The organism is Bradyrhizobium sp. CB1015 (assembly GCF_025200925.1).
Taxonomy (GTDB): domain Bacteria; phylum Pseudomonadota; class Alphaproteobacteria; order Rhizobiales; family Xanthobacteraceae; genus Bradyrhizobium.
On sequence record NZ_CP104174.1, the window covers coordinates 6856603 to 6877630 of the forward strand.

At 64.2% G+C, this 21028-nt stretch carries 20 protein-coding genes; 4 read left to right on the forward strand and 16 right to left on the reverse strand.

The features are described from left to right. Positions 1 to 676: 676 nt before the first annotated feature. From N2604_RS32205 to N2604_RS32255, 11 genes are all read right to left on the reverse strand, one after another. Positions 677 to 1714 carry a patatin-like phospholipase family protein gene (locus N2604_RS32205; protein WP_260372009.1) on the reverse strand — a complete coding sequence of 346 codons (1038 nt, stop codon included), beginning with the start codon at positions 1712 to 1714 and terminating at the stop codon, positions 677 to 679. Then, a complete protein-coding gene (locus N2604_RS32210; RefSeq protein WP_260372010.1) occupies positions 1711 to 2640 on the reverse strand; it encodes a polyphosphate kinase 2 family protein in 930 nt (309 codons plus the stop codon). Before N2604_RS32210 ends, N2604_RS32205 begins: the two co-directional genes overlap by 4 nt. Continuing rightward, positions 2600 to 3619, reverse strand: coding sequence for a branched-chain amino acid ABC transporter permease (locus tag N2604_RS32215; RefSeq protein ID WP_260372011.1), 1020 nt, complete (start codon positions 3617 to 3619; stop codon positions 2600 to 2602). The genes N2604_RS32210 and N2604_RS32215 overlap by 41 nt, the downstream gene beginning before the upstream one ends. Continuing rightward, a complete protein-coding gene (locus tag N2604_RS32220) occupies positions 3616 to 4497 on the reverse strand; it encodes a branched-chain amino acid ABC transporter permease (RefSeq protein ID WP_260372012.1) in 882 nt (293 codons plus the stop codon). The genes N2604_RS32215 and N2604_RS32220 overlap by 4 nt, the downstream gene beginning before the upstream one ends. Before the next feature lie 5 nt (positions 4498 to 4502). Next, positions 4503 to 5207, reverse strand: a complete 705-nt coding sequence (locus N2604_RS32225; RefSeq protein WP_260372013.1) for an ABC transporter ATP-binding protein — start codon at positions 5205 to 5207, stop codon at positions 4503 to 4505. A gap of 3 nt (positions 5208 to 5210) precedes the next feature. Continuing rightward, positions 5211 to 5978 (reverse strand): ABC transporter ATP-binding protein, encoded by a 768-nt coding sequence (locus N2604_RS32230; protein ID WP_260372014.1) that lies wholly within the window; start codon positions 5976 to 5978, stop codon positions 5211 to 5213. A gap of 12 nt (positions 5979 to 5990) precedes the next feature. Beyond that, the gene (locus tag N2604_RS32235) at positions 5991 to 7301 is read right to left on the reverse strand and encodes an ABC transporter substrate-binding protein (protein ID WP_260372015.1); all 1311 of its coding nucleotides are present in this window, start codon (positions 7299 to 7301) and stop codon (positions 5991 to 5993) included. Between the two features lie 93 nt (positions 7302 to 7394). Continuing rightward, positions 7395 to 8099, reverse strand: coding sequence for an NUDIX hydrolase (locus N2604_RS32240; protein WP_260372016.1), 705 nt, complete (start codon positions 8097 to 8099; stop codon positions 7395 to 7397). 28 nt (positions 8100 to 8127) lie between these two features. Next, entirely contained in the window at positions 8128 to 9153 is a 1026-nt protein-coding gene (locus tag N2604_RS32245) for an ABC transporter substrate-binding protein (RefSeq protein ID WP_260372017.1), read from the reverse strand. Between the two features lie 150 nt (positions 9154 to 9303). Further along, the gene (locus N2604_RS32250; RefSeq protein ID WP_260372018.1) at positions 9304 to 10092 is read right to left on the reverse strand and encodes an ABC transporter permease; all 789 of its coding nucleotides are present in this window, start codon (positions 10090 to 10092) and stop codon (positions 9304 to 9306) included. Further along, positions 10092 to 10910 (reverse strand): ABC transporter ATP-binding protein, encoded by an 819-nt coding sequence (locus tag N2604_RS32255; protein ID WP_260372019.1) that lies wholly within the window; start codon positions 10908 to 10910, stop codon positions 10092 to 10094. Before N2604_RS32255 ends, N2604_RS32250 begins: the two co-directional genes overlap by 1 nt. 257 nt (positions 10911 to 11167) lie before the next feature. Here N2604_RS32255 and N2604_RS32260 point away from each other — a divergent pair. The 3 genes from N2604_RS32260 (at position 11168) to N2604_RS32270 (ending at position 14762) form a co-directional block, all read left to right on the forward strand. After that, a protein-coding gene (locus N2604_RS32260) for an IS3 family transposase (protein ID WP_260371983.1) occupies positions 11168 to 12336 on the forward strand; the annotation gives its coding sequence in 2 pieces (ribosomal slippage) (positions 11168 to 11456 and positions 11456 to 12336; 1170 coding nt in all). A gap of 90 nt (positions 12337 to 12426) precedes the next feature. Beyond that, on the forward strand, positions 12427 to 13209 hold the full coding sequence (locus N2604_RS32265) for an ATP-binding cassette domain-containing protein (protein ID WP_260372020.1): 783 nt from the start codon (positions 12427 to 12429) through the stop codon (positions 13207 to 13209). Continuing rightward, complete coding sequence (locus N2604_RS32270) at positions 13206 to 14762, forward strand: glycine betaine ABC transporter substrate-binding protein (RefSeq protein ID WP_260372021.1); 1557 nt, start codon at positions 13206 to 13208, stop codon at positions 14760 to 14762. The genes N2604_RS32265 and N2604_RS32270 overlap by 4 nt, the downstream gene beginning before the upstream one ends. 106 nt (positions 14763 to 14868) lie before the next feature. Here N2604_RS32270 and N2604_RS32275 read toward each other — a convergent pair whose 3' ends face one another. Further along, positions 14869 to 16581 (reverse strand): sulfatase-like hydrolase/transferase, encoded by a 1713-nt coding sequence (locus tag N2604_RS32275; RefSeq protein WP_260372022.1) that lies wholly within the window; start codon positions 16579 to 16581, stop codon positions 14869 to 14871. A 211-nt stretch (positions 16582 to 16792) separates the two neighbouring features. Beyond that, on the reverse strand, positions 16793 to 17446 hold the full coding sequence (locus N2604_RS32280) for a TetR/AcrR family transcriptional regulator (protein WP_260372023.1): 654 nt from the start codon (positions 17444 to 17446) through the stop codon (positions 16793 to 16795). Between the two features lie 108 nt (positions 17447 to 17554). Here N2604_RS32280 and N2604_RS32285 point away from each other — a divergent pair, with 108 nt between their 5' ends. Continuing rightward, the gene (locus N2604_RS32285; protein WP_260372024.1) at positions 17555 to 18175 is read left to right on the forward strand and encodes a hypothetical protein; all 621 of its coding nucleotides are present in this window, start codon (positions 17555 to 17557) and stop codon (positions 18173 to 18175) included. A gap of 144 nt (positions 18176 to 18319) precedes the next feature. Here N2604_RS32285 and ilvC read toward each other — a convergent pair whose 3' ends face one another. From ilvC to N2604_RS32300, 3 genes are all read right to left on the reverse strand, one after another. Beyond that, positions 18320 to 19339, reverse strand: coding sequence for a ketol-acid reductoisomerase (ilvC, locus tag N2604_RS32290; RefSeq protein WP_027577255.1), 1020 nt, complete (start codon positions 19337 to 19339; stop codon positions 18320 to 18322). Between the two features lie 133 nt (positions 19340 to 19472). Further along, positions 19473 to 20075 carry a LysE family translocator gene (locus N2604_RS32295; protein WP_260372025.1) on the reverse strand — a complete coding sequence of 201 codons (603 nt, stop codon included), beginning with the start codon at positions 20073 to 20075 and terminating at the stop codon, positions 19473 to 19475. A gap of 7 nt (positions 20076 to 20082) precedes the next feature. Then, a complete protein-coding gene (locus N2604_RS32300) occupies positions 20083 to 20958 on the reverse strand; it encodes an EamA family transporter (RefSeq protein WP_260372026.1) in 876 nt (291 codons plus the stop codon). Positions 20959 to 21028 lie beyond the last annotated feature (70 nt).

Genomic DNA, 21028 nt, shown 5'->3' on the forward strand with positions numbered 1-21028 from the left:
CGACATTCTCTTGGCATTTGCCGCAATGCAGGATCGCGAGCTGACGTCCAACCGGAGCTTCATCACGCAGGGCGCGCAAAGACCCCTGTACAGATCGACGAAGATGGGGAAAGCCGGATGACAGAGAACGTGATGCGGCAGCCTTCACGGCCATCCGACACGATCGACGTGATCAAATTACAGCGCCGGGAAGGTAGGGGCTTTGCCTCACTGATGCAGCCCGCTAAACCTTGTCCCGGCGTGCCGTTCGCGGTTTCTGCCGCTATGCGATAGTCCGAACGAGCTCCATCGCAATTAGCGCGGCTGGATTTGCGGAGGTGGCGTCATAGACCTCCCCTTGCTCATGAGGTGGACGTTGCGCGTCGCTTGTTTGCGACCGCGATGATGCTCCTCCTGAGACAGAAAACTGTCAAGCAAGATCAATGATCTGACGATCACATTTGACGACCCGAGTTCCCGCTGAAAGGTCCGCTGTGCAATCGCTTCCGCGCGAAGTGAGGAATTTCAGAAGGCAGCGGGATGATGACATCATGCTCCTGTTTTGCCCGACGAGTCAAAACCCGCTTCGCAAAATCCGCATTATACTAAACGGTCCTGCAAGCCATTGATTCTGTTATGCCCGACTACTGTGCATGGGGTTGTTTTCGCACTTTTTTGTCGAGGGCGGCTCGCTCGCCTAGAGAAACATGTCCGCCAGGTCCACTGTCGAGGCCTTTCCGATCTGGTCGAAGTTTCGTGCCAGCCAGCCTCGCGCAGCCTCGCGGCCTTCGTCGCGCAAGCGGCACAACAGGCTCCATTCGGGGTGAAACTGCGTGGCCGTGCCGAGCTGCGACATCAACGCGTCGTTGCCGATCCAATGCATGTACATGCGGCTATGCTTGTTGCTGTCGAGCTCGCCGTCGTCGATCAGCCGGGTCGCGAAGGCGATCGCACGCATCTCACGCATCAACGACGAATTGAAGCTGATCTCGTTGATGCGGTGCAGGACATCGGCCGCACTGGCCGGCAGCTCGTCGCGCCGGATCGCCGTCACCTGCACGATGACGACGTCGTGACTGCCCTTGCGGTAGATCAACGGATAGATCGCGGGATTGCCGAGATAGCCGCCGTCCCAGTAATGCTCGCCATCGATTTCGACGGCCTGGAAATAGGGCGGCAGGCAGGCCGAGGCGAGCACGGTGTCCGCCGTGAGCAGCGGGCTCTGGAACACCTTGATCTTGCCGGTGCGGACGTTGGTGGCGTTGAGAAACAGCTGCGGCGCATCGGGCGAGGAATTGAGCCGGTCGAAATCGATCACGCGCTGCAGCAGCGCGCGGAGCGGATTGAAATGAAAGGGATTGAGCAGGTTCGGCGGCAGCGTGTGCGTCAGCGTGTGGATGAAGGCATGGACCGGATGATATTCCGGCGGCAGCTTCAGGGCCTGGATCCACTGGTTCAGCGGCGACATCAGATCGTACGCCATGTCCATGCGCGAGACTTCGTACCAGAATGCGTGCAGGCTCTCCCGCGCGGCCTCCGCGCCTCCATGCGCCATGCCGGAGGCCATCGCCACCGCATTCATGGCGCCGGCACTGGTCGCGCTGATCGCCTCGATCGCGAGCCTGCCGTCCTCGAGCACCTGGTCGAGCACGCCCCAGACGAAGGCGCCGTGCGCACCGCCGCCCTGGAGCGCGAAGTTGACGTTCTTGCAATTGGTGGTCCCGCTGGCTGTCACCTTGCTTGCTTCCTGCCTCCCGTCCCTTCTTTCTCCAGCGCCTTGCGCACCTGCGTGAACTCCTCCAGCGAGGCCTTGTCGGCACGGGGGAAACGCAGGTCGAGCTTTTCGAGCTCGGCATTGATCACCGAGCCGATCACGACGCGGGCGAACCATTTGTGATCGGCGGGCACGACATACCACGGCGCGTGGGAGGTCGCCGTGTGGCGGACGATGTCCTGGTAGACCGCCTGGTAGCGCGGCCACAGCGCGCGCTCGTTGATGTCGTCCATGGAGAACTTCCACTGCTTGGCCGGATCCTCCAGCCGCGCGAGGAAGCGCTCGCGCTGCTCCTCCTTGGACACGTTGAGGAAGAACTTCAGCACCACGGTGCCGTTGCGGCAGAGATAGCGCTCGAAGGCCGAGATGTCCTCGAACCGCTCCTTCCAGATGTTCTTGGTGACGAGCCTAGGCGGCAGCTTTTCCTTCGCGAGAATCTCTGGATGCACACGCGTCACCAGGCATTCCTCGTAATGCGAGCGGTTGAAGATGCCGATATGGCCGCGCTCGGGCAGCGCGACCGCATGACGCCAGAGGAAGTCGTGGTCGAGCTCCTTGCTGCTCGGCGCCTTGAAGGCCGTGACTTCGCAGCCCTGCGGATTGATGCCCTCGAAGATCGCCTTGATCGCAGAGTCCTTGCCGGCGGCGTCCATCGCCTGGAACACGATCAGGAGCGACCAGCGGTCCTGCGCGTAGAGCTTCTCCTGAAACGCGATCAGCCGCTTCTTGTTGGCGTCGAGAATCGCCAGCGCCTTCTCCTTGTCGAGATCGCCCTTCTCGTCGGTCTTATGGTCCTTGAGGTGAAACTTGCCGGAGCCATCGTAGCGGAACGGCGTGATGTAGCGGTCAAGCTCCTGGGCGAGCGACTTGGACGGCTTTTTGCTCATGAGCGCGGGGCACCTTGCGTTGCAACTTCAATCGGTCGAGCAAGCTACCAAGGATGCCCTTGGGAAGGAATATGATGAAAAGCACGAGCAGCACGCCGTAGACGAGATTGTCCCAGCCGACCGCCTTGGTGCCGAAACCGATGCGCAGCGTTTCCGCCAGCAGGATGGTGATGATGGCGCCGACGGTCGGGCCGAGCGAGACGAACAGGCCGCCGACGATCGCGGCGAACACCATCTGCAGCGAGACCGCGATGCCGCTGACCGTGTCGGGGGTGATAAACATCTGGTACTGGCAGTAGATCGCGCCCGCCAAGGCCGTCATCAGCGCGCTGAGCAACGTGATCTTCAGCTTCTCGGCGGTGACGTCGACGCCGGCCGCGGCCGCGGCGTCCTCGTCCTCCGAGATCGCCTCCAGCGCATAGCGCGCCATGCTGCGGTCGACCCAGTGCCAGATCACGATGCCGAACAGCCAGACCGCAAGCGCGATCAGGTACCAGGTCGTCTTGTCGTCGAATTGCAGCGCCAGCAGCCTGTTGCCGGACGCGCGGTTCGGGGTATAGCCGAGCGAGCCGCCGGTATAGTCACGCGTCGCCGTGATGACCTGGAGCACGATGCCTGACAGCGCCAGCGTCACCAGCACGAAATAATGCCCGGTGATGCGAAAGCGGAAGCAGGGATAGCCGACGATCATCGCCAGCGCACCGGCCGCCGCCATGCTGATGGGAATGCCGATCCAGGGCGACAGTCCTGCGTGGTTCCACAACAGCGCCGTGACGTAAGCGCCGATCCCCATGAAACCGCCATGGCCGAGCGAGACGAGGCCGAACCGGCCCATCATCGACCACGACGTATAGGCGAACGACCAGATCAGGATCAGCACGAGGATATGCAGATGATAGGGATCGCGATAGACGAAGGGCAGCGCGATCAGCGCCGCCAGTCCGATCCCCCACGCCGCAAGCCGTCCCTGCCCCATCATCGGCGCCTCGCAAGCAGGCCCGCAGGCCGGATGAACATCATGACGATGAAGAACGCGAAGGCGAGCACATAGCCCCATTCGAGATCGGAGAACAGGCCGCCGAGCGAGATGATCTCCGCGAACACGAACGCGGCGATGAAGCCGCCGATGAAATTGCCGAGGCCGCCGAGCACACAGATCAGGAAGGTGATCGGACCGAAGGACAGGCCGACGAAGGGATGCACGTCATATTGCAGCACCAGGAGGCAGGCGGCGAGGCCGGCGAGCGCACCGCCGAGCGCCGACGTGATCAGATAGATCCGCTTGGTGTCGACGCCCATCAGCGCCATGATCTGCCGGTCCTGGGAGATGGCGCGGATCGCAGTGCCGGTGAAGGTGCGGGTCATGAACAGATAGACCGCGACCATGCCGACCAGCGCGGCGACGAACGAGAGCAGTCGCGCATAGCTGAAATTCATGTCGCCGAAGGCGAGCACCGGCAGGCGGATGCCGAGATTGCGGAAGTCGATGCCGAAGGCGACCGTGGCAAAGCTCTGCAGCACGAACAGCACCCCACCGGTCGCGAGCAGCTGGTTGATCGGAGGTGCGGTCAGCAGCGGCGCGATCACGAGATAGTGCAGCGCCGCGCCAAGCCCGGCGACGAGCAGGATGGTGAGCGGCGCGGCAACGAAATAGCTGATGCCGTAATACTGCACCATGAAATACATGCCGTACATGCCGATCATGACGAGCTCGGCGTAGCAGATCCAGGTCACGTCGATGACGCCGAAGATCAGGTTGAGCCCGAGCGCAAGCAGCGCCAGCACGCCGCCGAGCAGGATGCCGTTGATGACGGCCTCCAGCAGATAGATGTCGAATACGTCCAGGAACGCCTGCATGCCCATCACACCCCGAGGTAAGCTTCCTTGACCGTGTCGCTCGCCAGCATCTCGGCCGAGGTGCCGGACGCGCGGATCGTGCCCGCCTCGATCAGATAGGCGCGGTCGACCACCTTCAGCACCTGCTGCACGTTCTGCTCGACGATCAGCACCGTCAGCCCGCTGGCGCGGATCCGCTTCACCAGCTCGAACACCTGCTGCACAACCACCGGCGCCAGCCCCGCCGAGGGTTCGTCGAGCAGCAGCAATTTTGGATTGGACATCATCGCGCGGCCGATGGCGCACATCTGCTGTTCTCCGCCGGACATGGTTCCGGCCATCTGGTGACGGCGTTCCTTCAGGCGCGGAAACAGGTCGAAGACGACCTCCAGCCGCTCGGCGTAGTGGTCCCGCGCCTCCTTCATGAAGGCGCCCATCTTGAGATTGTCGTCGACCGTCAGCTGTGGAAACAGCCGCCGGTTCTCCGGCACATGCGCAATGCCGAGGCTGACGATCTTGTGCGGCGGGGTCGCGACGACGTCGACGCCTTCCATCTTGATCGATCCGCGCGAGGGGCGGATCAGGCCGGAGATGACGCGCATCAAGGTGGTCTTGCCGGCGCCGTTGGGGCCGATGACGCCGACGGCTTCGCCGGCCCTCACGTCGAGATTGACGTCGAACAGTGCCTGGAAGGTGCCATAGCCGGCATTGACGCCGCGAAGCTCCAGCATCGGCTAGCCCCCTGCGCGGCGGCGCGCTTCGGCGGCCGCGGCCTGCGTGGTCTCGGCATCGGTGCCGAGATAGACCTCGATGACGCGCGGATCGCCCGCGACTGCGCTCGGCAGGCCTTCCGAGATCTTCTCGCCGTGATCGAGCACCATGACGCGGTCGACGACGCGCATCAGGACGCCCATGATGTGCTCGACCCAGATGATAGTGATGCCCAGCTCGTCGCGGATGTTGCGCAACATGTCCGCGGCCTGATCCATCTCGGCATCGTCGAGACCGCCGAGGCTCTCGTCGGCGAGCAATAGTTTTGGCGCGGTGGCGAGCGCCTTCGCCAGCTCGAGCTTCTTCAGCCCCGCTGCGCCAAGCCCATCGACGCTGGCATGGCGGTCGGTCGGCAGACCGACCATCGCCAGCGAGCGTTCGGCCGCCTCCTCGGCCTTGGCGCGGCTGTGGCGGCCCTGGCCGTAGAAGCCGGCAAGCGCCACGTTCTCGAAAATGCTCAGACGGCGGAACGGCCGCGGGATCTGGAAGGTCCGCCCGATGCCGCTGTTGATGATCCGGTGCGGCGCAAGGCCCGCGATCTCGTGCCCGGCGAACAGGATCGATCCGGAGGTCGGCGCCAGTGTGCCGGACAGCATGTTGAAGATCGTGCTCTTGCCCGAGCCGTTGGGACCGATCAGGCCGAGGATCTCGCCCTCGTCGACCCTGAACGACACGTTGTTCACGGCGGTGAAGCCGCCAAACCGCTTCACCAATCCGTTGACTTCCAACACCGCAGCACTCCGCTACTGGTTGCTGTAGGTGGTGCCCTTGGGCAGCGGCAGCACAGCCTCGCGCTGCGCCTGGCTCTTGGGCCACACCACATAGGACTTGTCGTCGACGTATTGGATCACGACTGGGAACGAGCGCTCGTTCTGGCCGGCCATTGGCGAGCCCTCGCCGTGGAATTTGACGCCGAAGCCGAGCATGGTGCCGCCCTCGGGTATGTCGGTGTCCAGCGCTGCCTTGCGCAGGGAGTCGGGATCTACGCCGCCATATTTCTTGATCGCTCGCGGCAGCACGTCGGTCAGGAACAAATAGGTGTTGGACGCAGCCATGCCGACATGGGCCGAACGAATGGCGACGCCCGGCTTGCGCTTGTCGAACTCCTCGCCAATCGCCTTGATGATCGGCGGCAGCTTCGGATCCATGCTCTTCTGGTTGGCGAGCCAGATCGAGATCGGATCGGTGTTGAAGACGTAGTTTACGTCGGCGCCCAGGCCTTCCTTCAGCTTCTCATAGACCCCGTAGCCGGCGCCATGCCCTACGAGTGCGCCGAACTTCAGCCCCTGTTCGCGGGCTTGCCGGAGCAACAGGGTGATGTCGGGATTATAGCCGGTATGGAAGACCACATCCGGCTTGGCCCGCTTCAGCTTGGTGACCAGCGCAGACAAATCCGGGGCCGTCGCCGAATAGCCCTCTCTGAGCACGATATTGAAGCCGGCCTTCTTGGCACCCGCCTCGTTGCCTTTGGCAACGTCGACGCCGTAGGCGCCGTCCTCGTGGATGATGGCGACCCGCAGGTCCTTCGGGTCCTTGCCCAACTTTTCCTTCGCGTTCTGCGCGATGAAGTCCATCGTCATCATGCCGAACTGATCACCGGAGGCCTGCGGGCGAAACACGTATTTGTAGTTCTTGTTCTCCAGCACCGCCGACGAAATGCAGGTCGTGATCCACATGAACTTCTTCAGCTGCTCGACCCGCGCTGCCACCGGCACGCATTGCGCCGAGGAGAAGAAGCCGAGCAGCATGTCGACCTTTTCCTGCTCGATCAAACGGATCGCTTCATTGATGGCGACATCCGGCTTGCTCTGAGCATCGGCATAGATCGCCTCGATCTTGTAGCCTTCGACGTCTTTCGCGCTGTACTGATCCAGCATGATCCTTGCGCCGGTATATTGCAGCTCCGAGCCGCCGCCGGCGAGCGGGCCCGTCAGATCATAGATGACGCCGATCTTGAGCTTCTTCTCTTGAGCCTCGGCAGACACCGCCAAGCCCGTCGCTGATATCGCGACCAACAGCCCACGTACCAACCGGGCAGCCATGCGCAGGCGCATCAAAACCTCCCTGGACGATTGTGCATTGCATTCTTGGTGCAACTTCTTCGGCCCATCACATGGGCTGCGCGCGGCGATGTCAAGTCTCGCGCGTCAGCGCACTGCGAACTGCTGCTCGATGAAGGCCGTGACAAATCGCGGCATGGACGGCCTGAGATCGCTGGTCCCGCGCACGAGATGAATGGCCGACAGCTCCGGCTCGACCTCGCGCGCAAGGTTCGCTTCGATCCGGGCGCGGGCCACATCGCCCGGCATGTCCAGGTTGACGACCTGCAACATCGCGATCGTGGGGCCGGTGACCACGCAATGCCAGCCCGGCTCGATCCGATAGTCGGCCGCGGTCAGGCCGGTCTCCTCGCCGAGCTCGCGGACGACACTGCCCGGAATGTCGAGCGCGCCGTCCCTGACGTCGTCGAGATCAGGCGTTCCCGAGGGGAAATAAATGCGGCCCGCATTGGCGGTGTGGGGCGCCATCTCGCCCATGATGAAGGCGCCGTCGGAGGCGCGCAGCGCGCCCATGCCAAAGCCGTTGAACACGGCCTTGTCGGGAAAGCCCCAGTCGCGCCAGGCGAGGAAGCTTGCGAAATCGGTTTCGAAATAGGTCGCGGTCAGACGACCGTCGTTGAACACGGCGTCGCGCCCGAGCAGGACGCGACCGTTCCAGATTTTCGGCCGCTCGCGTTGCTTCTCGGCGAAATGCGCCGCGATCTCGGCGCGGCGCTCCTCGGCGAACGGCCACACGATCGGCCGCACGGCAAGATCAAGCGTCGTGACGCGATGAATGATTGGTGACGTCATGACACCTGATATCACGCCTTCGCGTCGGCTATTTGGCGCTGCCCGTGGTCTTCTTGGCCTGCTCGACGAATTTGTTGGTGAAGGTCTTGCTGACGTCGATCTTGGCGTTCGCCACCTCGGGCGAGCCGACACTGAACACCGCGAGCACGGCGTCCGCACCCTTCGGGTCCATCTTGCCGGTCTCGGAATACATCGGGATCGTGTTCTTCAGTGCGGCGAGATAGAGGTCCTTGTTCTTGCCGACGGTCTCCTCCGGCATCTTCGCCATGATCTCCTCAGGGCTGTGCGAATGGATCCAGGCGAGCGTGGCGAGGATCGCATTGGTGAGCGCCTGCGCTTCCTTTTCATGGCCATTGATCCAGGCCACGGTCGAATACAGCGCGCCGCCCGGATATTCGCCCCCGAACGTCTCCAGCGTGTCCTTCTGGGTGCGGGTGTCCGAGAGGATGCGCAGATCCTTGTGGCTGCCCTGCAGCACGGTCACGGACGGATCGAGCATCACGGCCGCATCGATCTGGCCCTGCTCCATCGCGGCCACCGCGGTGGCGCCGAGGCCGACGCCGATCACGGCGGCGCTGGTGGGATCGAGCCCGTTCTTCTTGAGCATATATTTCAGGAAGAAGTCGGTGGAGGAGCCGGGCGCACTGACGCCGACCTTCTTGCCGGCGAGATCCTTGACCGACTTGATGTCGTTGGTGCGCGAGGGCGCGACCACCAGCACGAGGCCGGGATAGCGGTCATAGACCACGAAGGACTGCAGCTCCTGCTTCTTGGCTGCGAGATTGACGCAATGGTCGAAATAGCCGGAGACCACGTCGGCGCTGCCGCCGAGCACGGCTTTCAGCGCGTCCGAACCACCCTTGAGGTCGACCAGCTCGACATTGACGCCGGCCTTGTCGTATTCGCCGAGCTGCTTGGCCAGCACCGTCGGCAGATAGCACAGGCAGGAGCCGCCGCCGACCGCGATGGTGACCTTGCTTTGCGCCGCGGCAAGCGAGGTGGTGAGCGTCAGCGCGAGCAGTGCACCCGCGAGCCTGGCAATCGTGTTCTTCATTGGTTTCCTCCGTTCGGCCGGCGGCACCATAGAGCAGCGGGGCTGGCTTGAGAAGCACTGCCTGAGCGGGCCGGCCATCAGCCCTTCGGCGCAATAGCGTGCCCACACACGACCCGGGATCGCATCGACGCGATCCAATAGACCTGCTTCCTAGCCCCGCCCATCCGACGCGGTCGGCCGCCACACCAGGAGCCGCCGCTCCACCAGCGTAACGCCGAAGTCGATCAGGATGACGAAGGCCGACAGCACGAACATGCCGGCGAACACGCCGGCGACGTCGAACACGCCCTCGGCCTGCTGGATCAGGTAGCCGAGCCCGGCGGCCGATCCCAGATATTCGCCGACCACTGCGCCGACCACGGCGAAGCCGACCGAGGTGTGCAGCGAGGAGAACATCCAGGACAGCGCCGACGGCCAATAGACATGCCGCATCAGCTGTCGCTCGCTCATGCCGAGCATGCGGCCGTTGTCGAGCACGGTCCGACTGACTTCCTTGACACCCTGATAAACGTTGAAGAACACGATGAAGAACACCAAGGTGACGCCGAGCGCGACTTTGGACCAGATGCCGAGCCCGAGCCACAGCGCGAAGATCGGCGCCAGCACGACCCGCGGCAGTGCGTTGACCATCTTCACATAGGGGTCGAACACCGCGGCGACCAACGGCTGTCGCGCGAACCAGAATCCGGTCAGCACACCACCGGCCGATCCGATCACGAAGGCAAGGATCGATTCCGCCAGCGTGATGCCGAGGTGCTTCCAGATCATTCCGGAGGCGAACCATTTCACGATCTGGCTGAACACGTCGAACGGGTTGGAGAAGAAGAACGGCGGCAGCAGGATCTTGCCGAACACGGGCACGGTCGACAGCACCTGCCACAGCACGATGCCGACGACCGCGACCAGGACCTGCAGCGCAAACAGCGTCGGGCGCGACATCAGACCGCCTCCGCCGCATGGGTGGACTGCGCGTAACCCTTCATCACCTCGTCCTTCAGCACGCTCCAGATTTCGCGGTGGAGCGCATGGAACTCCTTGTCGAGGCGCACCTCGAAGATGTCGCGGGGGCGGGCAAGGCCGACGCGCCAGTCGCCGATGATGCGCGAGGACGGCCCCGCCGACATGATCACCACGCGGTCGGCGAGCGCGATCGCCTCTTCGAGATCGTGGGTGACGAACAGCACGGCCTTGCGGTCCGCATTCCACAAGTCGAGCAGCAGATTACCCATGACCTGGCGCGTCTGCGCATCGAGCGGCCCGAACGGCTCGTCCATCAACAGGATCTTGGGATCGCGGATCAGCACCTGCGCCAGCGCCACACGCTTGCGCTGGCCGCCCGAAAGCATGTGCGGATATCGGTTCGCGAAGGCGCCAAGGCCGACGGCGGTCAGCCATTTCTGCGCCTGCGACAAGGCTCCATTGCGCGGCGTGCCCTTGATCTCGAGCCCGATCGCGACATTGTCGAGCGCGGTCTTCCAGGGGAACAGCGCATCGGCCTGGAACAAATAGCCGGCGTCCCGATTCAGCCCCGCCAGCGGCTGGTCGAAAATCCTGACGCTGCCGGCGGCTGGCTTGAGCAGGCCGGCGGCGACGTTCAGCAGCGTCGATTTCCCGCACCCTGTGGGCCCGACAATGGCGACGAACTCGCCCTGTGCCACCGCGAGATGGGCCTTCTCCACTGCCGTGTAGACCCGCCCGTCTCCCAGGCGGAACGCAACCTTGGTATCTTCCAGCGCCACTGCCGTGGGCGTCGTCATGTGCTTCCTCCGAACTCAGGCCGATGCCTTAGCCGCTCACGGGGCCAAGTTCAATCGAGGCGCCGGGCGTGCTACGCATGGGTCTAGCCGTGCTCTCACCCTCCCCTGGAGGGGGAGGGTCGGCTCACATGAGCGCAGCGAAATGTGAGACGGGGTGGGGTGACGGTCTTTCCGCAGATGCACTGCCCGCGTGGATAGTGAAGCTCCTCCGAATAAGTGGACACCTGTAGTAGGCTCATTGAGCCCGGAGGTGTCGAATGGAACGTCAACGTCGGTCATTTACCGAAGAGTACAAGCACCAAGCCGTCGAGTTGGCTTTGTCGAGCGGGCGCTCGATCGGGTCGGTTGCCAAGGAACTCGGTCTGCGCGACTCGGTGCTGCGGCGCTGGGTTGACAAGCTCCGGCAGGAGCCGACATCGGCGGCGTGGCGCCCCACCACGCAGGCGACGCCGATGTCGGCGGACCAGGCTTCGGAGATCGCCCGCCTGCGTCAGGAGAACGAACGGCTGCGCATGGAGCGCGACATTTTAAAAAAGTCGATCGCGATCTTCGCCGGAACCCGGACATGAGCTTCCGCTTCATCGAAGACCACCGCGACGCCTATCCGGTGCGGCTGATGTGTGCCGTGCTCGAGGTCTCGCCGGCCGGCTATTACGCCTGGCGCGATCGCCCGGTGAGCGAGCGGACCAAATCCAATGCCAGCCTCCTGGCCGCGATCCGGCAAGTCCATCAAGACAGCAGCGGGCGTTACGGCAGTCCTCGCGTCCATGCCGTCCTGCGCAAGCAGGGCCGCGGCGCCAGCCGTGGCCGGATCGAGCGGCTGATGCACCGGCACGGTATCCGCGCCATCATGGCGCCGCCACGCCGGGTGCGCACCACCGACAGCCGTCACGACCTCCCGATCGCACCGAACCTGATCGCGCGCGACTTCACCGCTCCCGCCCCGAACCGGGTCTGGCTCGCCGATATCACCTACATCCCGACCGCGGAGGGCTGGCTGTATCTGGCGGCCGTCATGGATCTGTTCAGCCGAAAGATCGTCGGCTGGGCCATGCAAGACCATATCCAGGTCGAGCTCGCATCCGCGGCGCTGACGATGGCCATCCAGCAGCAACGGCCGCTGGCCGGATTGATCCACCACTCCGATCGCGGTGTGCAGTATGCCTCACATGCCTATCGCAAGGTCCTCACCGGCGCCGGCATCGTGGCATCAATGAGCCGCAAGGCCGATTGCTACGACAATGCCCCGATGGAGAGCTTCTTCCATACCTTGAAAACCGAGCTGATCCATCATCGCGACTACAACACCCGCGCCGAGGCCCAGCGCGACATCTTCGCCTTCATCGAGGGCTTCTACAACCGAACCCGGCTCCATTCCGCAATCGGATATATCGCCCCGATCGAGATGGAGCTAAAAGCCGCTTAAACCCGTCCACTTTTTCGGGGGAAGATCATAGATCACCCCGCGCGAGCGACCCTCCCCCTCCAGGGGAGGGTAAGAGCGAGTCTTCAACCGATGTCCTCCAAACTGGCCATCAGCTATCAGCACGTCACCAAGCGCTTCGGGTCCCTCGCAGCCGTCGACGACGTGTCGTTCGACGTCGCCGAGAGCGAGTTTGTGGCGATCGTCGGCGGCTCGGGCTCGGGCAAGACCACGCTGCTGCGGCTCGCCACCCGGCTGATCGAGACCGACAGCGGCACCATCACCGTCGAAGGCGAGGACGTGCGGAATGTCGATCCGGTCGCGCTGCGGCGTCGGATCGGCTACGTCTTCCAGAGCGGCGGGCTGTTTCCGCATCTGAGCGTCGCCGACAATATCGGCATCACGCCAAGGCTGCTCGGCGAGCCGGCTCCGACAATCGCACGGCGTGTCGACGAGCTGCTCGAGCTCGTGCAGCTCGACCGCGCAGCGCATCGCGACCGGCTGCCCGAGGCGCTCTCCGGCGGCGAGCGCCAGCGCGTCGGCGTGGCGCGGGCGCTCGCGGCAAGACCCCGCGTCCTGCTGATGGACGAGCCGTTCGGCGCGCTCGATCCCCTTACCCGCGATGCACTCGGTGACGACTATCGCGCGCTGCACCGCAAGCTCGGCCTGACCACCGTCATGATCACGCATGACATGACCGAGGCGATCCTGCTCGCCGACCGCATCGCGGTGATGCGCGGCGGACGATTGCTCGCGCAGGGTACGGCTGCGGAGCTCTCGAGCAGCAGCGACGATTACGTGCTCGAGCTGTTGCGCACCCCGCGGCGCCAGGTCGAGCGACTGAATGCCCTGCTGCCGACGGGCGGTGCGGCATGAGCCTCTTCACCGATCCACGCTGGGGCGAGGCGCTGTCGCATCTGCCGGACTACCTCGGCAACCATGTGCGGGTGAGCCTCGCCGCCCTCGCGCTCGGCCTCGCCGTGAGCTTGCCGCTGGCGATCCTGACGCGCAACCGCCCGGCGCCGCGCGGCATCCTGCTCGCGTTCGCCAGCATCGTACAGACCGTACCCGGGCTGGCGCTGCTCGCGCTGTTCTATCCGCTGCTGCTGCTGGCTGCTTCCGTCACGCTGGCCTGGTTCGGCCTATCCTTCTCCGCGTTCGGCTTCCTGCCGGCGATGCTGGCGCTGGCGCTCTATTCCATGCTGCCGGTGCTACGCAACGGCATCACCGGCCTCAACGGCATCGATCCCGCGCTGATCGAGGCTGCCAAGGGCGTCGGCATGACTGCGCGGCAATCGCTGATGATCGTCGAGCTGCCGCTCGCGCTGCCGGTGATGATGGCCGGAATCCGCACCGCGGCGGTCTGGGTGATCGGCACCGCGACGCTGTCGACGCCGATCGGGCAGACCAGCCTCGGCAATTACATTTTCGCGGGCCTCCAGACCCAGAACTGGGTGTTCGTGCTGTTCGGCTGCGTGGCTTCCGCCCTGCTCGCGCTTGCGGTCGACCAGCTGCTTGGGCTGATCGAGAGCGGCCTGCGCAGCCGCAGCCGTGTGCGCAGCGGCCTCGGCGCGGTCGGAATCGCGGCGCTGGTCGCAGCAACGCTGGTGCCGACCATGGGACGCTCGCCGTCAGGCTATGTGGTCGGCGCCAAGACCTTCGCCGAGCAATATGTGCTCTCGGCGTTGATGAGGGACCGCCTCGAGGCGGCGGGCCTCTCGGCTAATGCGCGCTCCGGCCTCGGCTCCAGCGTGATCTTCGGGGCGCTGAAGGCCGGCGATATCGATCTCTATGTCGATTATTCCGGGACGCTCTGGGCCAACCAGCTGCATCGCACCGACATGATGGCGCGCGCCGAGCTGGTGGCGGAATTGAAGACGGCGCTCGCCAAAGACAACATTACCATGCTCGGCGAGCTCGGCTTCGAGAACGCGTATGCGCTGGTGATGCCAAGACGACGCGCCGAGGCGCTCGGTATCCGAACCATCGCCGATCTCGCCACACATGCGGCGACGCTGTCGATTGCCGGCGACTACGAATTCTTCTCGCGGCCCGAATGGGCTGCCCTGCAGAAGGCCTATGGGCTGCAGTTCCGCGCCCAGCGTCAGATGCAACCGGACTTCATGTATGCGGCTGTCGCCGGCGGCGAGGTCGACGTCATCGCCGGCTACACCAGCGACGGCTTGATCGCCAAATACGAGCTCACAACGCTCGACGACCCCAGACACGCCATCCCGCCCTACGACGCGATCCTGCTGCTCGCGCCAAAGCGCGCCGGCGACGAGCGACTGCAGGCGGCGCTCAAGCCATTGCTCGGCAAGATCGACATCGCCACCATGCGCGAGGCGAACCTGCGCGCCAGCGGCAATGATGCGAATTCATCGCCCGATGCGGTGGCGAAGTGGTTGTGGGAGAAGATCAAGCAATAGATTCGGGGCAAGCCAATCCAACCTCCGTCATCCTGAGAGGGGCACGGTTAGACAGCGGCACAGATTTCACCGGTCGAAGAGGCGCGTCCGCGATCCGAGCGAGAGGCTACAGCCCCCGGATCATCCCGGCATCGATCAGCAGCCGGTTCAGCCGCCGCGCCTCGGCGCCGTCCTTGCAGCCGTAGAAGATGCCCTTGCAGCGGAGCATGATCTCTTTCTGCTCGGCAAAGGAGGGATCGAGCGGGATGCCGGCGGCTTCCTGAATGACCAGCGGCAGATAGGGGCCGTCGATCGTGTCCATCACGGCCTCGCTTCTAACCGGCTCGAAATTGATGGCGTCGATGGCGTAATAGGTCGCGTAGAGGCGCGCATCGTAGGCGTCGAGCTTCTTGCCGATCGCGCCCTCGTCGAGCCCGGGCTCAAGGATGGCAGGCGCAAATTCCGGCTGGTGATCGCCGTAGCGCACGATCAGGAAGGGCTCGCCCGGAAAGGTCTTCTTCAAACCGGCAACGAACGCCTTGTACTGCTCGGCGCTCATCGCCTGCCGGCGCAGATATTCGTCGATGGACGCCACGTTGCCCGGCGCGCGCCAATTCGGCAGCAGGTCCGGGCGGAAGCGGGTCTCCCAGGGGAAGTGGTTGGCACCGAGATAGATGAAGGTGAACAGCGGCTTGTTGGGCGGCTGCTGGCCCATCAGCTGAAGCGCCTTGTCGTAGAAGAAGCTGTCGGGCTCGACATCCTTGGCGCCGAGATCCTTGGAATCGAGGAAGCGCTCGATTCCCGTCGTCATCTGGAAGCTGCGCGCGCCCATGAAGCCGCCATGGGCGGGATAGAGCGACAGCGTGTCATAGCCGCAGCGGCGCAGCGCCAGCGGCAGGCCGCGCTCGACCCGGTTCGAGGCGATGCGCGTGACGAAATAGGCGAAGCGGCCGAATGAACGCGAGGAGAGCCCTGCGAGCACGTTGTATTCGGTGAACCAGCTCGGCCCGCCATTGCTCTCGGCGAGGAACGTGCGCTGCTTGCCGTCCCACGATTTGAAATAGTCGTCATAGCGCGGCGGCACCTTGATGCCCTGGGCGGCGCGGATGTCGAAGCTCGATTCATCATGGATCATGATGATGTTGGGGCGGCGGCCCGCGGGGTGGCAGGCATCGACCAGCGGGATGTTGAGCCGCTCGCCGGTCGAAGCAGACGCCGCCATGAAGCCGTATTGCGCAAAGTCGGAGACGGCCGTGACGCCCGAGCGGAAGAATTTCGAGAGATAGCCGTCGTCGTAATAGCCGCGCCAGGCCTCGTCCGGGTGATAGAGCGAATAGCCGACCAGGGCGGCAAGGCAGGCGAGCTTGCAGGCGAGCGCCGGCAAGCGACGAATCCGGAAGGGGTCGAGCCACCACAGCGCGTACATCAGCGGCAGCGTGACGAGACCGGCCAGGATCACCGACCAGCGCAAATTCGGGAAGATCGTGAACAGGAACGCGACGGTGTCGCGGTCGATCATCATCAGGTCGATGAAGTTGACCGTCATCTGCACGACGTCGTGCTTGAGCCGCGACAGCAGCACCAGCACGACGACCATCGTCAGCGACAGCGCGCCCGACAAGGCGGGGCGACGCAGCAGCGCAATCCAGAAGAAGTTGAGGATGCCCCAGGCCAGCGCGAAGGACAGGCGCGCGCCGAAATCGGTCTCGGTCTCGTACATCAGCGCGAGTGCCGCCAGATGCGGCGCTGCAACCGCGAGCAGCCGCCAGATGCCGAGCGCGGCGACGCTCGCCAGCACGGCGGTCGTGGCAGAAGGACCTGGATTCGGCGCGGACGCCATTGACGACACGCAACTTCTGGTCCGGCGCGGTGATGCCAAGCCGCCTGGCCGGCCCTCAACACGGCCAGCGGCGCCCGATGCAGCCGGAAGCCTGCACCGTGTCATAAAACTGTAACGGAACGGTCAAGGACAGGCAACGCGCGGTGCGGTCCGACCTTCGCTTATTGTTAGTGGGCTGCGCCGCACGGCATCGAACGGAGCCGCTCGCCCGCTAGGGCTTTGCGATCCCCGCGATGAACAGGTCGAGCACCCCTTCCGCCATCCGCTCGGTCTCGCCCTCCCCGACGCCCCAGCGCGGGAAATGGCCGTCGATATTCATCCGGGCGAAACCGTAGACGAGGGCGCGCCCGGCGATCTGGATGCGCTTGAGGTCAGCCGACCGCAGCAGGCCTTGCTCTGCCGCATCAGCCAGCATCTGCTCCGTCAGCGTGATCAGCTCGGCGTTGTCTCGCATCAGCTCCGGCGAGCCGCCATGGGCAAAATAGCGCCCGCTCGAGATGATCTCGAAATGCGCGGGATTGCGCATGGCCCAACGCAAATAGGCGAGACCAAAGGCGCGGAATCGGCCGAGCGGATTGGCGGCCGGAGCCTCAGCCAGCGCCGTCTCGATCTCGGCGCGGAAGCGCCGCTGCGCCTCCTCGGCCGCAGCCGCCATCAGCGCATCGCGGTTGGGAAAGTGTCGGAACGGCGCCCCCGGCGACACCGCGGCCCGGCGCGCCGCCTCCCGTACCGAGACTTCGGCGCCTTCCGCTGCGAGTTGCAACGCAGCATCGATCAACACGCGGCGGAGGTCACCGTGATGGTACGGCCGGGCTTCGGTGGCAGGGCGGCGGGCGCGCGGCTTGGGCGGCTGACGAACAGGCATGCATCTTTCTAACCTCACCCGAACATGAATGTAAGCAATGATTACACCCTTGACGCTGCCCTCAACTCAAAATGTAATCAGCGATTACATAGAGAGGGAGACCCACCCATGTCCGAACCTCGAAGCTGGCTCGAAGGCTGGCGCCTGCTGGCCGTCCTCTGCTTGAGCCTCGTCGCACTCAGCCTATGGATCGCCTCGATGCGGCAGTTCGAGGTCGAGGGCGTTCGCATGGTGATCCGCTTCACGGCGCGAAGCTCGCTCCTGTTGTTCTGCCTCGCCTTCGGCGCCGCGGCGCTGGCGCGGCTCTGGCCCAATGCCTGGACGCGATGGCAGAAGCGCAACCGCCGCTATCTGGGCCTCAGCTTCGCGGTCTCCCACGCCATCCACGCGGCGGCGATCATGACGTTTGCCAGGATGGATCCGGCCGGATTTGCCGAGGCCACCTCGGCGGCCTCCTACATCTTCGGCGGCATCGGCTACGGCCTCATCATGGCCATGAGCGCGACGTCGTTCGACCGCACCGCCGCACTGATCGGCCCGCGAGGCTGGCGGGCCCTTCACCTCGCAGGCGGCTACTACGTCTGGCTCCAGTTCATGGTGTCGTTCGGCAAGCGCGTGCCGACGATGCCGCTCTATGCCGCCTTCCTGCTTCCGCTACTCATCGTGATGGCGCTGCGCATGATTGCGATGGCCCGCCATCCGCGTGGGCAGACCGTCGCGGTGGGTTGAAGCGAAAAGAGCGAGACCGCTGTTTGCGATCTCGCTCGACCATAGTCGCCAAGGTCCAAAATTCGGCTTGGCGAGCGAAGCTTGAATTTCGCTCGTCGTTCCGGGGCGCGCGTTGAGCGCGCACCCGGAATAACGGCATAGCCGTCAGTTCTTGCTCTTATCGACCAGCGCGCCCTTTTTGATCCAGGGCATCATGTCGCGCAGCTTCGCGCCGACTTCCTCGATCGGGTGCGCGGCGAGCTTGGCGCGGGTCGCCTTGAACGAGGTCTGGTTGACCTTGTTCTCGAGCATCCAGTCGCGGGCGAACTTGCCGCCCTGGATGTCGGCCAGAACCTTGCGCATCTCCTTCTTGGTTTCGTCGGTGATGATGCGCGGACCGGTGACGTACTCGCCGTACTCGGCGGTGTTGGAGATCGAGTAGTTCATGTTGGCGATGCCGCCTTCATAGATCAGGTCGACGATCAGCTTCACTTCGTGCAGGCACTCGAAGTAGGCCATCTCCGGCGCATAGCCGGCTTCGACCAGAGTCTCGTAGCCGCCCTTGATCAGCTCGACCAGGCCGCCGCAGAGCACCACCTGCTCGCCGAACAGGTCGGTCTCGCACTCTTCCTTGAAGGTGGTCTCGATGATGCCGGCGCGGCCACCGCCGATGGCGGAGGCGTAGGACAGGCCGAGGTCATGGGCATTGCCCGAAACGTCCTTGGCGATCGCGATCAGGCAGGGCACGCCGCCGCCGCGCTGATATTCCGAGCGCACGGTGTGGCCGGGGCCCTTCGGCGCGATCATCAGCACGTCGAGGTCGGCACGCGGATCGAGCAGATTGAAGTGGACGTTGAGACCGTGCGCGAACACGAGGGCCGCGCCCTTCTTCATGTTGTCGTGCAGGTGCTCGCGATAGATGTCGCCCTGGAGCTCGTCCGGGGTCAGCATCATGACGAGGTCGGCCCATTTGGCGGCTTCCGCGACCTCGAGCACCTTGAAGCCGGCGGCTTCCGCCTTCTTGGCAGAGGCCGAACCCTTGCGCAGCGCAATGGCGACTTCCTTGACGCCGGAATCCTTCAGATTGAGCGCATGGGCATGGCCCTGGCTGCCATAGCCAACGATGGCGACCTTCTTGCCCTTGATCAGGTTCAGGTCGGCGTCGCGATCGTAATAAACACGCATAGGTCGTTTCCTCGTTCAGGGCCGAAATCGGCCAATGGTCAGTGTCCGAAGGGTGAAATTTGCAGATTTCGGGGGCTGTCTAGAGCATTTTCAGCCCTGAGGGAAACCCGTTTCTGCATGGAAATCCGCGACATCATGCATCCATGAAAACGGGGTAGAGGGAGGCCAGCAGCAGGATCGCCATCAGGATATTGAAGGCGCGGACCAGCCGCTCGGAGGTCAGGACCGGCCGCAATGCGGAGCCGAACAGGGCCCAGACCACGGTCGAGACCGTGCCGACGACGAGGCTGATCACGGTCTGGATGGCGATGTTGATCGGGAATTGGGCGATCGCGGCATAGGCCGTGATGGTGCCGATTACGATGACCCAACCCTTGGCGTTGATCCACTGGAACATGGCCGCGCCCCAGAAGGTCATCGGGCCGCGGCCCTTCTCCTCGCCCGGTTTGGCCGGACCGGCCATGGCGATCGCGGCCGCGAGATAGATCAGGTAGGCCGCGCCGGCATATTTCAGGATGGTCTGGAGGATCGGATAGGCGAGGAACACGGAGCCGAGCCCGAGGCCGACCGCGGCGACCATGAAGGCGAAGCCGAGCACGATGCCGACGATGTGCGGGATGGTGCGGCGGAAGCCATAGGTCAGGCCGGAGGACAGCAGCATGATGTTGTTTGGTCCTGGCGTGAAGTACATCACGACCATGAAGACGAGGAAGGCGTAGAACAGCGAGTAGGTCATCATCACCTCACGCAGTCTTCGGCAGAACTTGCGGGCGCTTCGCCAGCACCATCACAGCGATCCCGCCGATCACGGTCAGCATGCCGGCGAGGCGCAGCGGGCCGAAGCGTTCGCCGAACACGATGCTGGAGGCCGCCGAGCCCACGAACGGCACCAGTAGCGCGAACGGCACCACTTGCGCAGCCGGATAGTCGCGCAAGAGCCGGCCCCACAGCCAATAGGCAATGCTGGTGGAAATGCCGCCGAGCATCAGCATGCAAAGCGCCGATGCCAGCGACATGTGCGTCAGCGACGTCCAGGTCGACGCCGGCCCGTTGGCGATCAGCGCCAGCACGAACAGCGGCACGGCCGAGGCGAGGCAGAGCCAAGCAAACAGATCGAACATCGGCACGCCGCGGGCGCCGCGCAGCAGGAGATTGCCGATTGCGAAGCTGAGCGGCGAGATCATCAGAACCGCGAAGGCGCCGACGCTGAAATCATAGCCGACGGTGCCGCAGATCATCAGCAAGCCCACCGTGGCGATGGCGACGCCGAGCGTCTGCACCCGCGTCGGACGTTCGCCGAATACGAGCGCAGCAAAGCCGATCGTGAACAGCGCCTGGCTCTGCACGACGACGGAGGTGAGGCCCACGGGCACCCCATGGGCGATGCCGTAGGCCTGCGACAGGAACTGACCGAGGAACAGCGTGAAACTGATCGCAATCAGCAGTGACCAGGCGACCTTCGGCTTGGGAATGAACAGGCACGGCACCGCGGCGATGGTAAAGCGCAACGCCGTCATCAGCTCCGGCGAAAGCTCGTAGAGCGCAATCCGGCTCGCCACGAAGGCAAGCCCCCAGATGATCGCCACCATGACGGCGATGAGGATGTCGGCCGGCTTCATTCCAGACTCCCTAACCTCTCCCGCTTGCGGGAGAGGTCGGCGCGAAGCGCCGGGCGAGGGTTTTCTCCTC

Excerpts from the sequence above, each read along its gene's own strand:
- N2604_RS32285 (WP_260372024.1), top strand. The coding sequence starts at position 17,555 with ATGTCCGAACCTCGAAGCTGGCTCGAAGGCTGGCGCCTGCTGGCCGTC.
- N2604_RS32210 (WP_260372010.1), bottom strand. The coding sequence starts at position 2,640 with ATGAGCAAAAAGCCGTCCAAGTCGCTCGCCCAGGAGCTTGACCGCTAC.
- N2604_RS32265 (WP_260372020.1), top strand. The coding sequence starts at position 12,427 with ATGTCCTCCAAACTGGCCATCAGCTATCAGCACGTCACCAAGCGCTTC.
- N2604_RS32295 (WP_260372025.1), bottom strand. The coding sequence starts at position 20,075 with ATGACCTACTCGCTGTTCTACGCCTTCCTCGTCTTCATGGTCGTGATG.
- N2604_RS32240 (WP_260372016.1), bottom strand. The coding sequence starts at position 8,099 with ATGACGTCACCAATCATTCATCGCGTCACGACGCTTGATCTTGCCGTG.
- N2604_RS32220 (WP_260372012.1), bottom strand. The coding sequence starts at position 4,497 with ATGCAGGCGTTCCTGGACGTATTCGACATCTATCTGCTGGAGGCCGTC.
- N2604_RS32275 (WP_260372022.1), bottom strand. The coding sequence starts at position 16,581 with ATGGCGTCCGCGCCGAATCCAGGTCCTTCTGCCACGACCGCCGTGCTG.
- ilvC (WP_027577255.1), bottom strand. The coding sequence starts at position 19,339 with ATGCGTGTTTATTACGATCGCGACGCCGACCTGAACCTGATCAAGGGC.
- N2604_RS32280 (WP_260372023.1), bottom strand. The coding sequence starts at position 17,446 with ATGCCTGTTCGTCAGCCGCCCAAGCCGCGCGCCCGCCGCCCTGCCACC.
- N2604_RS32225 (WP_260372013.1), bottom strand. The coding sequence starts at position 5,207 with ATGCTGGAGCTTCGCGGCGTCAATGCCGGCTATGGCACCTTCCAGGCA.
- N2604_RS32215 (WP_260372011.1), bottom strand. The coding sequence starts at position 3,619 with ATGATGGGGCAGGGACGGCTTGCGGCGTGGGGGATCGGACTGGCGGCG.
- N2604_RS32235 (WP_260372015.1), bottom strand. The coding sequence starts at position 7,301 with ATGCGCCTGCGCATGGCTGCCCGGTTGGTACGTGGGCTGTTGGTCGCG.
- N2604_RS32245 (WP_260372017.1), bottom strand. The coding sequence starts at position 9,153 with ATGAAGAACACGATTGCCAGGCTCGCGGGTGCACTGCTCGCGCTGACG.
- N2604_RS32255 (WP_260372019.1), bottom strand. The coding sequence starts at position 10,910 with ATGACGACGCCCACGGCAGTGGCGCTGGAAGATACCAAGGTTGCGTTC.
- N2604_RS32250 (WP_260372018.1), bottom strand. The coding sequence starts at position 10,092 with ATGTCGCGCCCGACGCTGTTTGCGCTGCAGGTCCTGGTCGCGGTCGTC.
- N2604_RS32270 (WP_260372021.1), top strand. The coding sequence starts at position 13,206 with ATGAGCCTCTTCACCGATCCACGCTGGGGCGAGGCGCTGTCGCATCTG.
- N2604_RS32300 (WP_260372026.1), bottom strand. The coding sequence starts at position 20,958 with ATGAAGCCGGCCGACATCCTCATCGCCGTCATGGTGGCGATCATCTGG.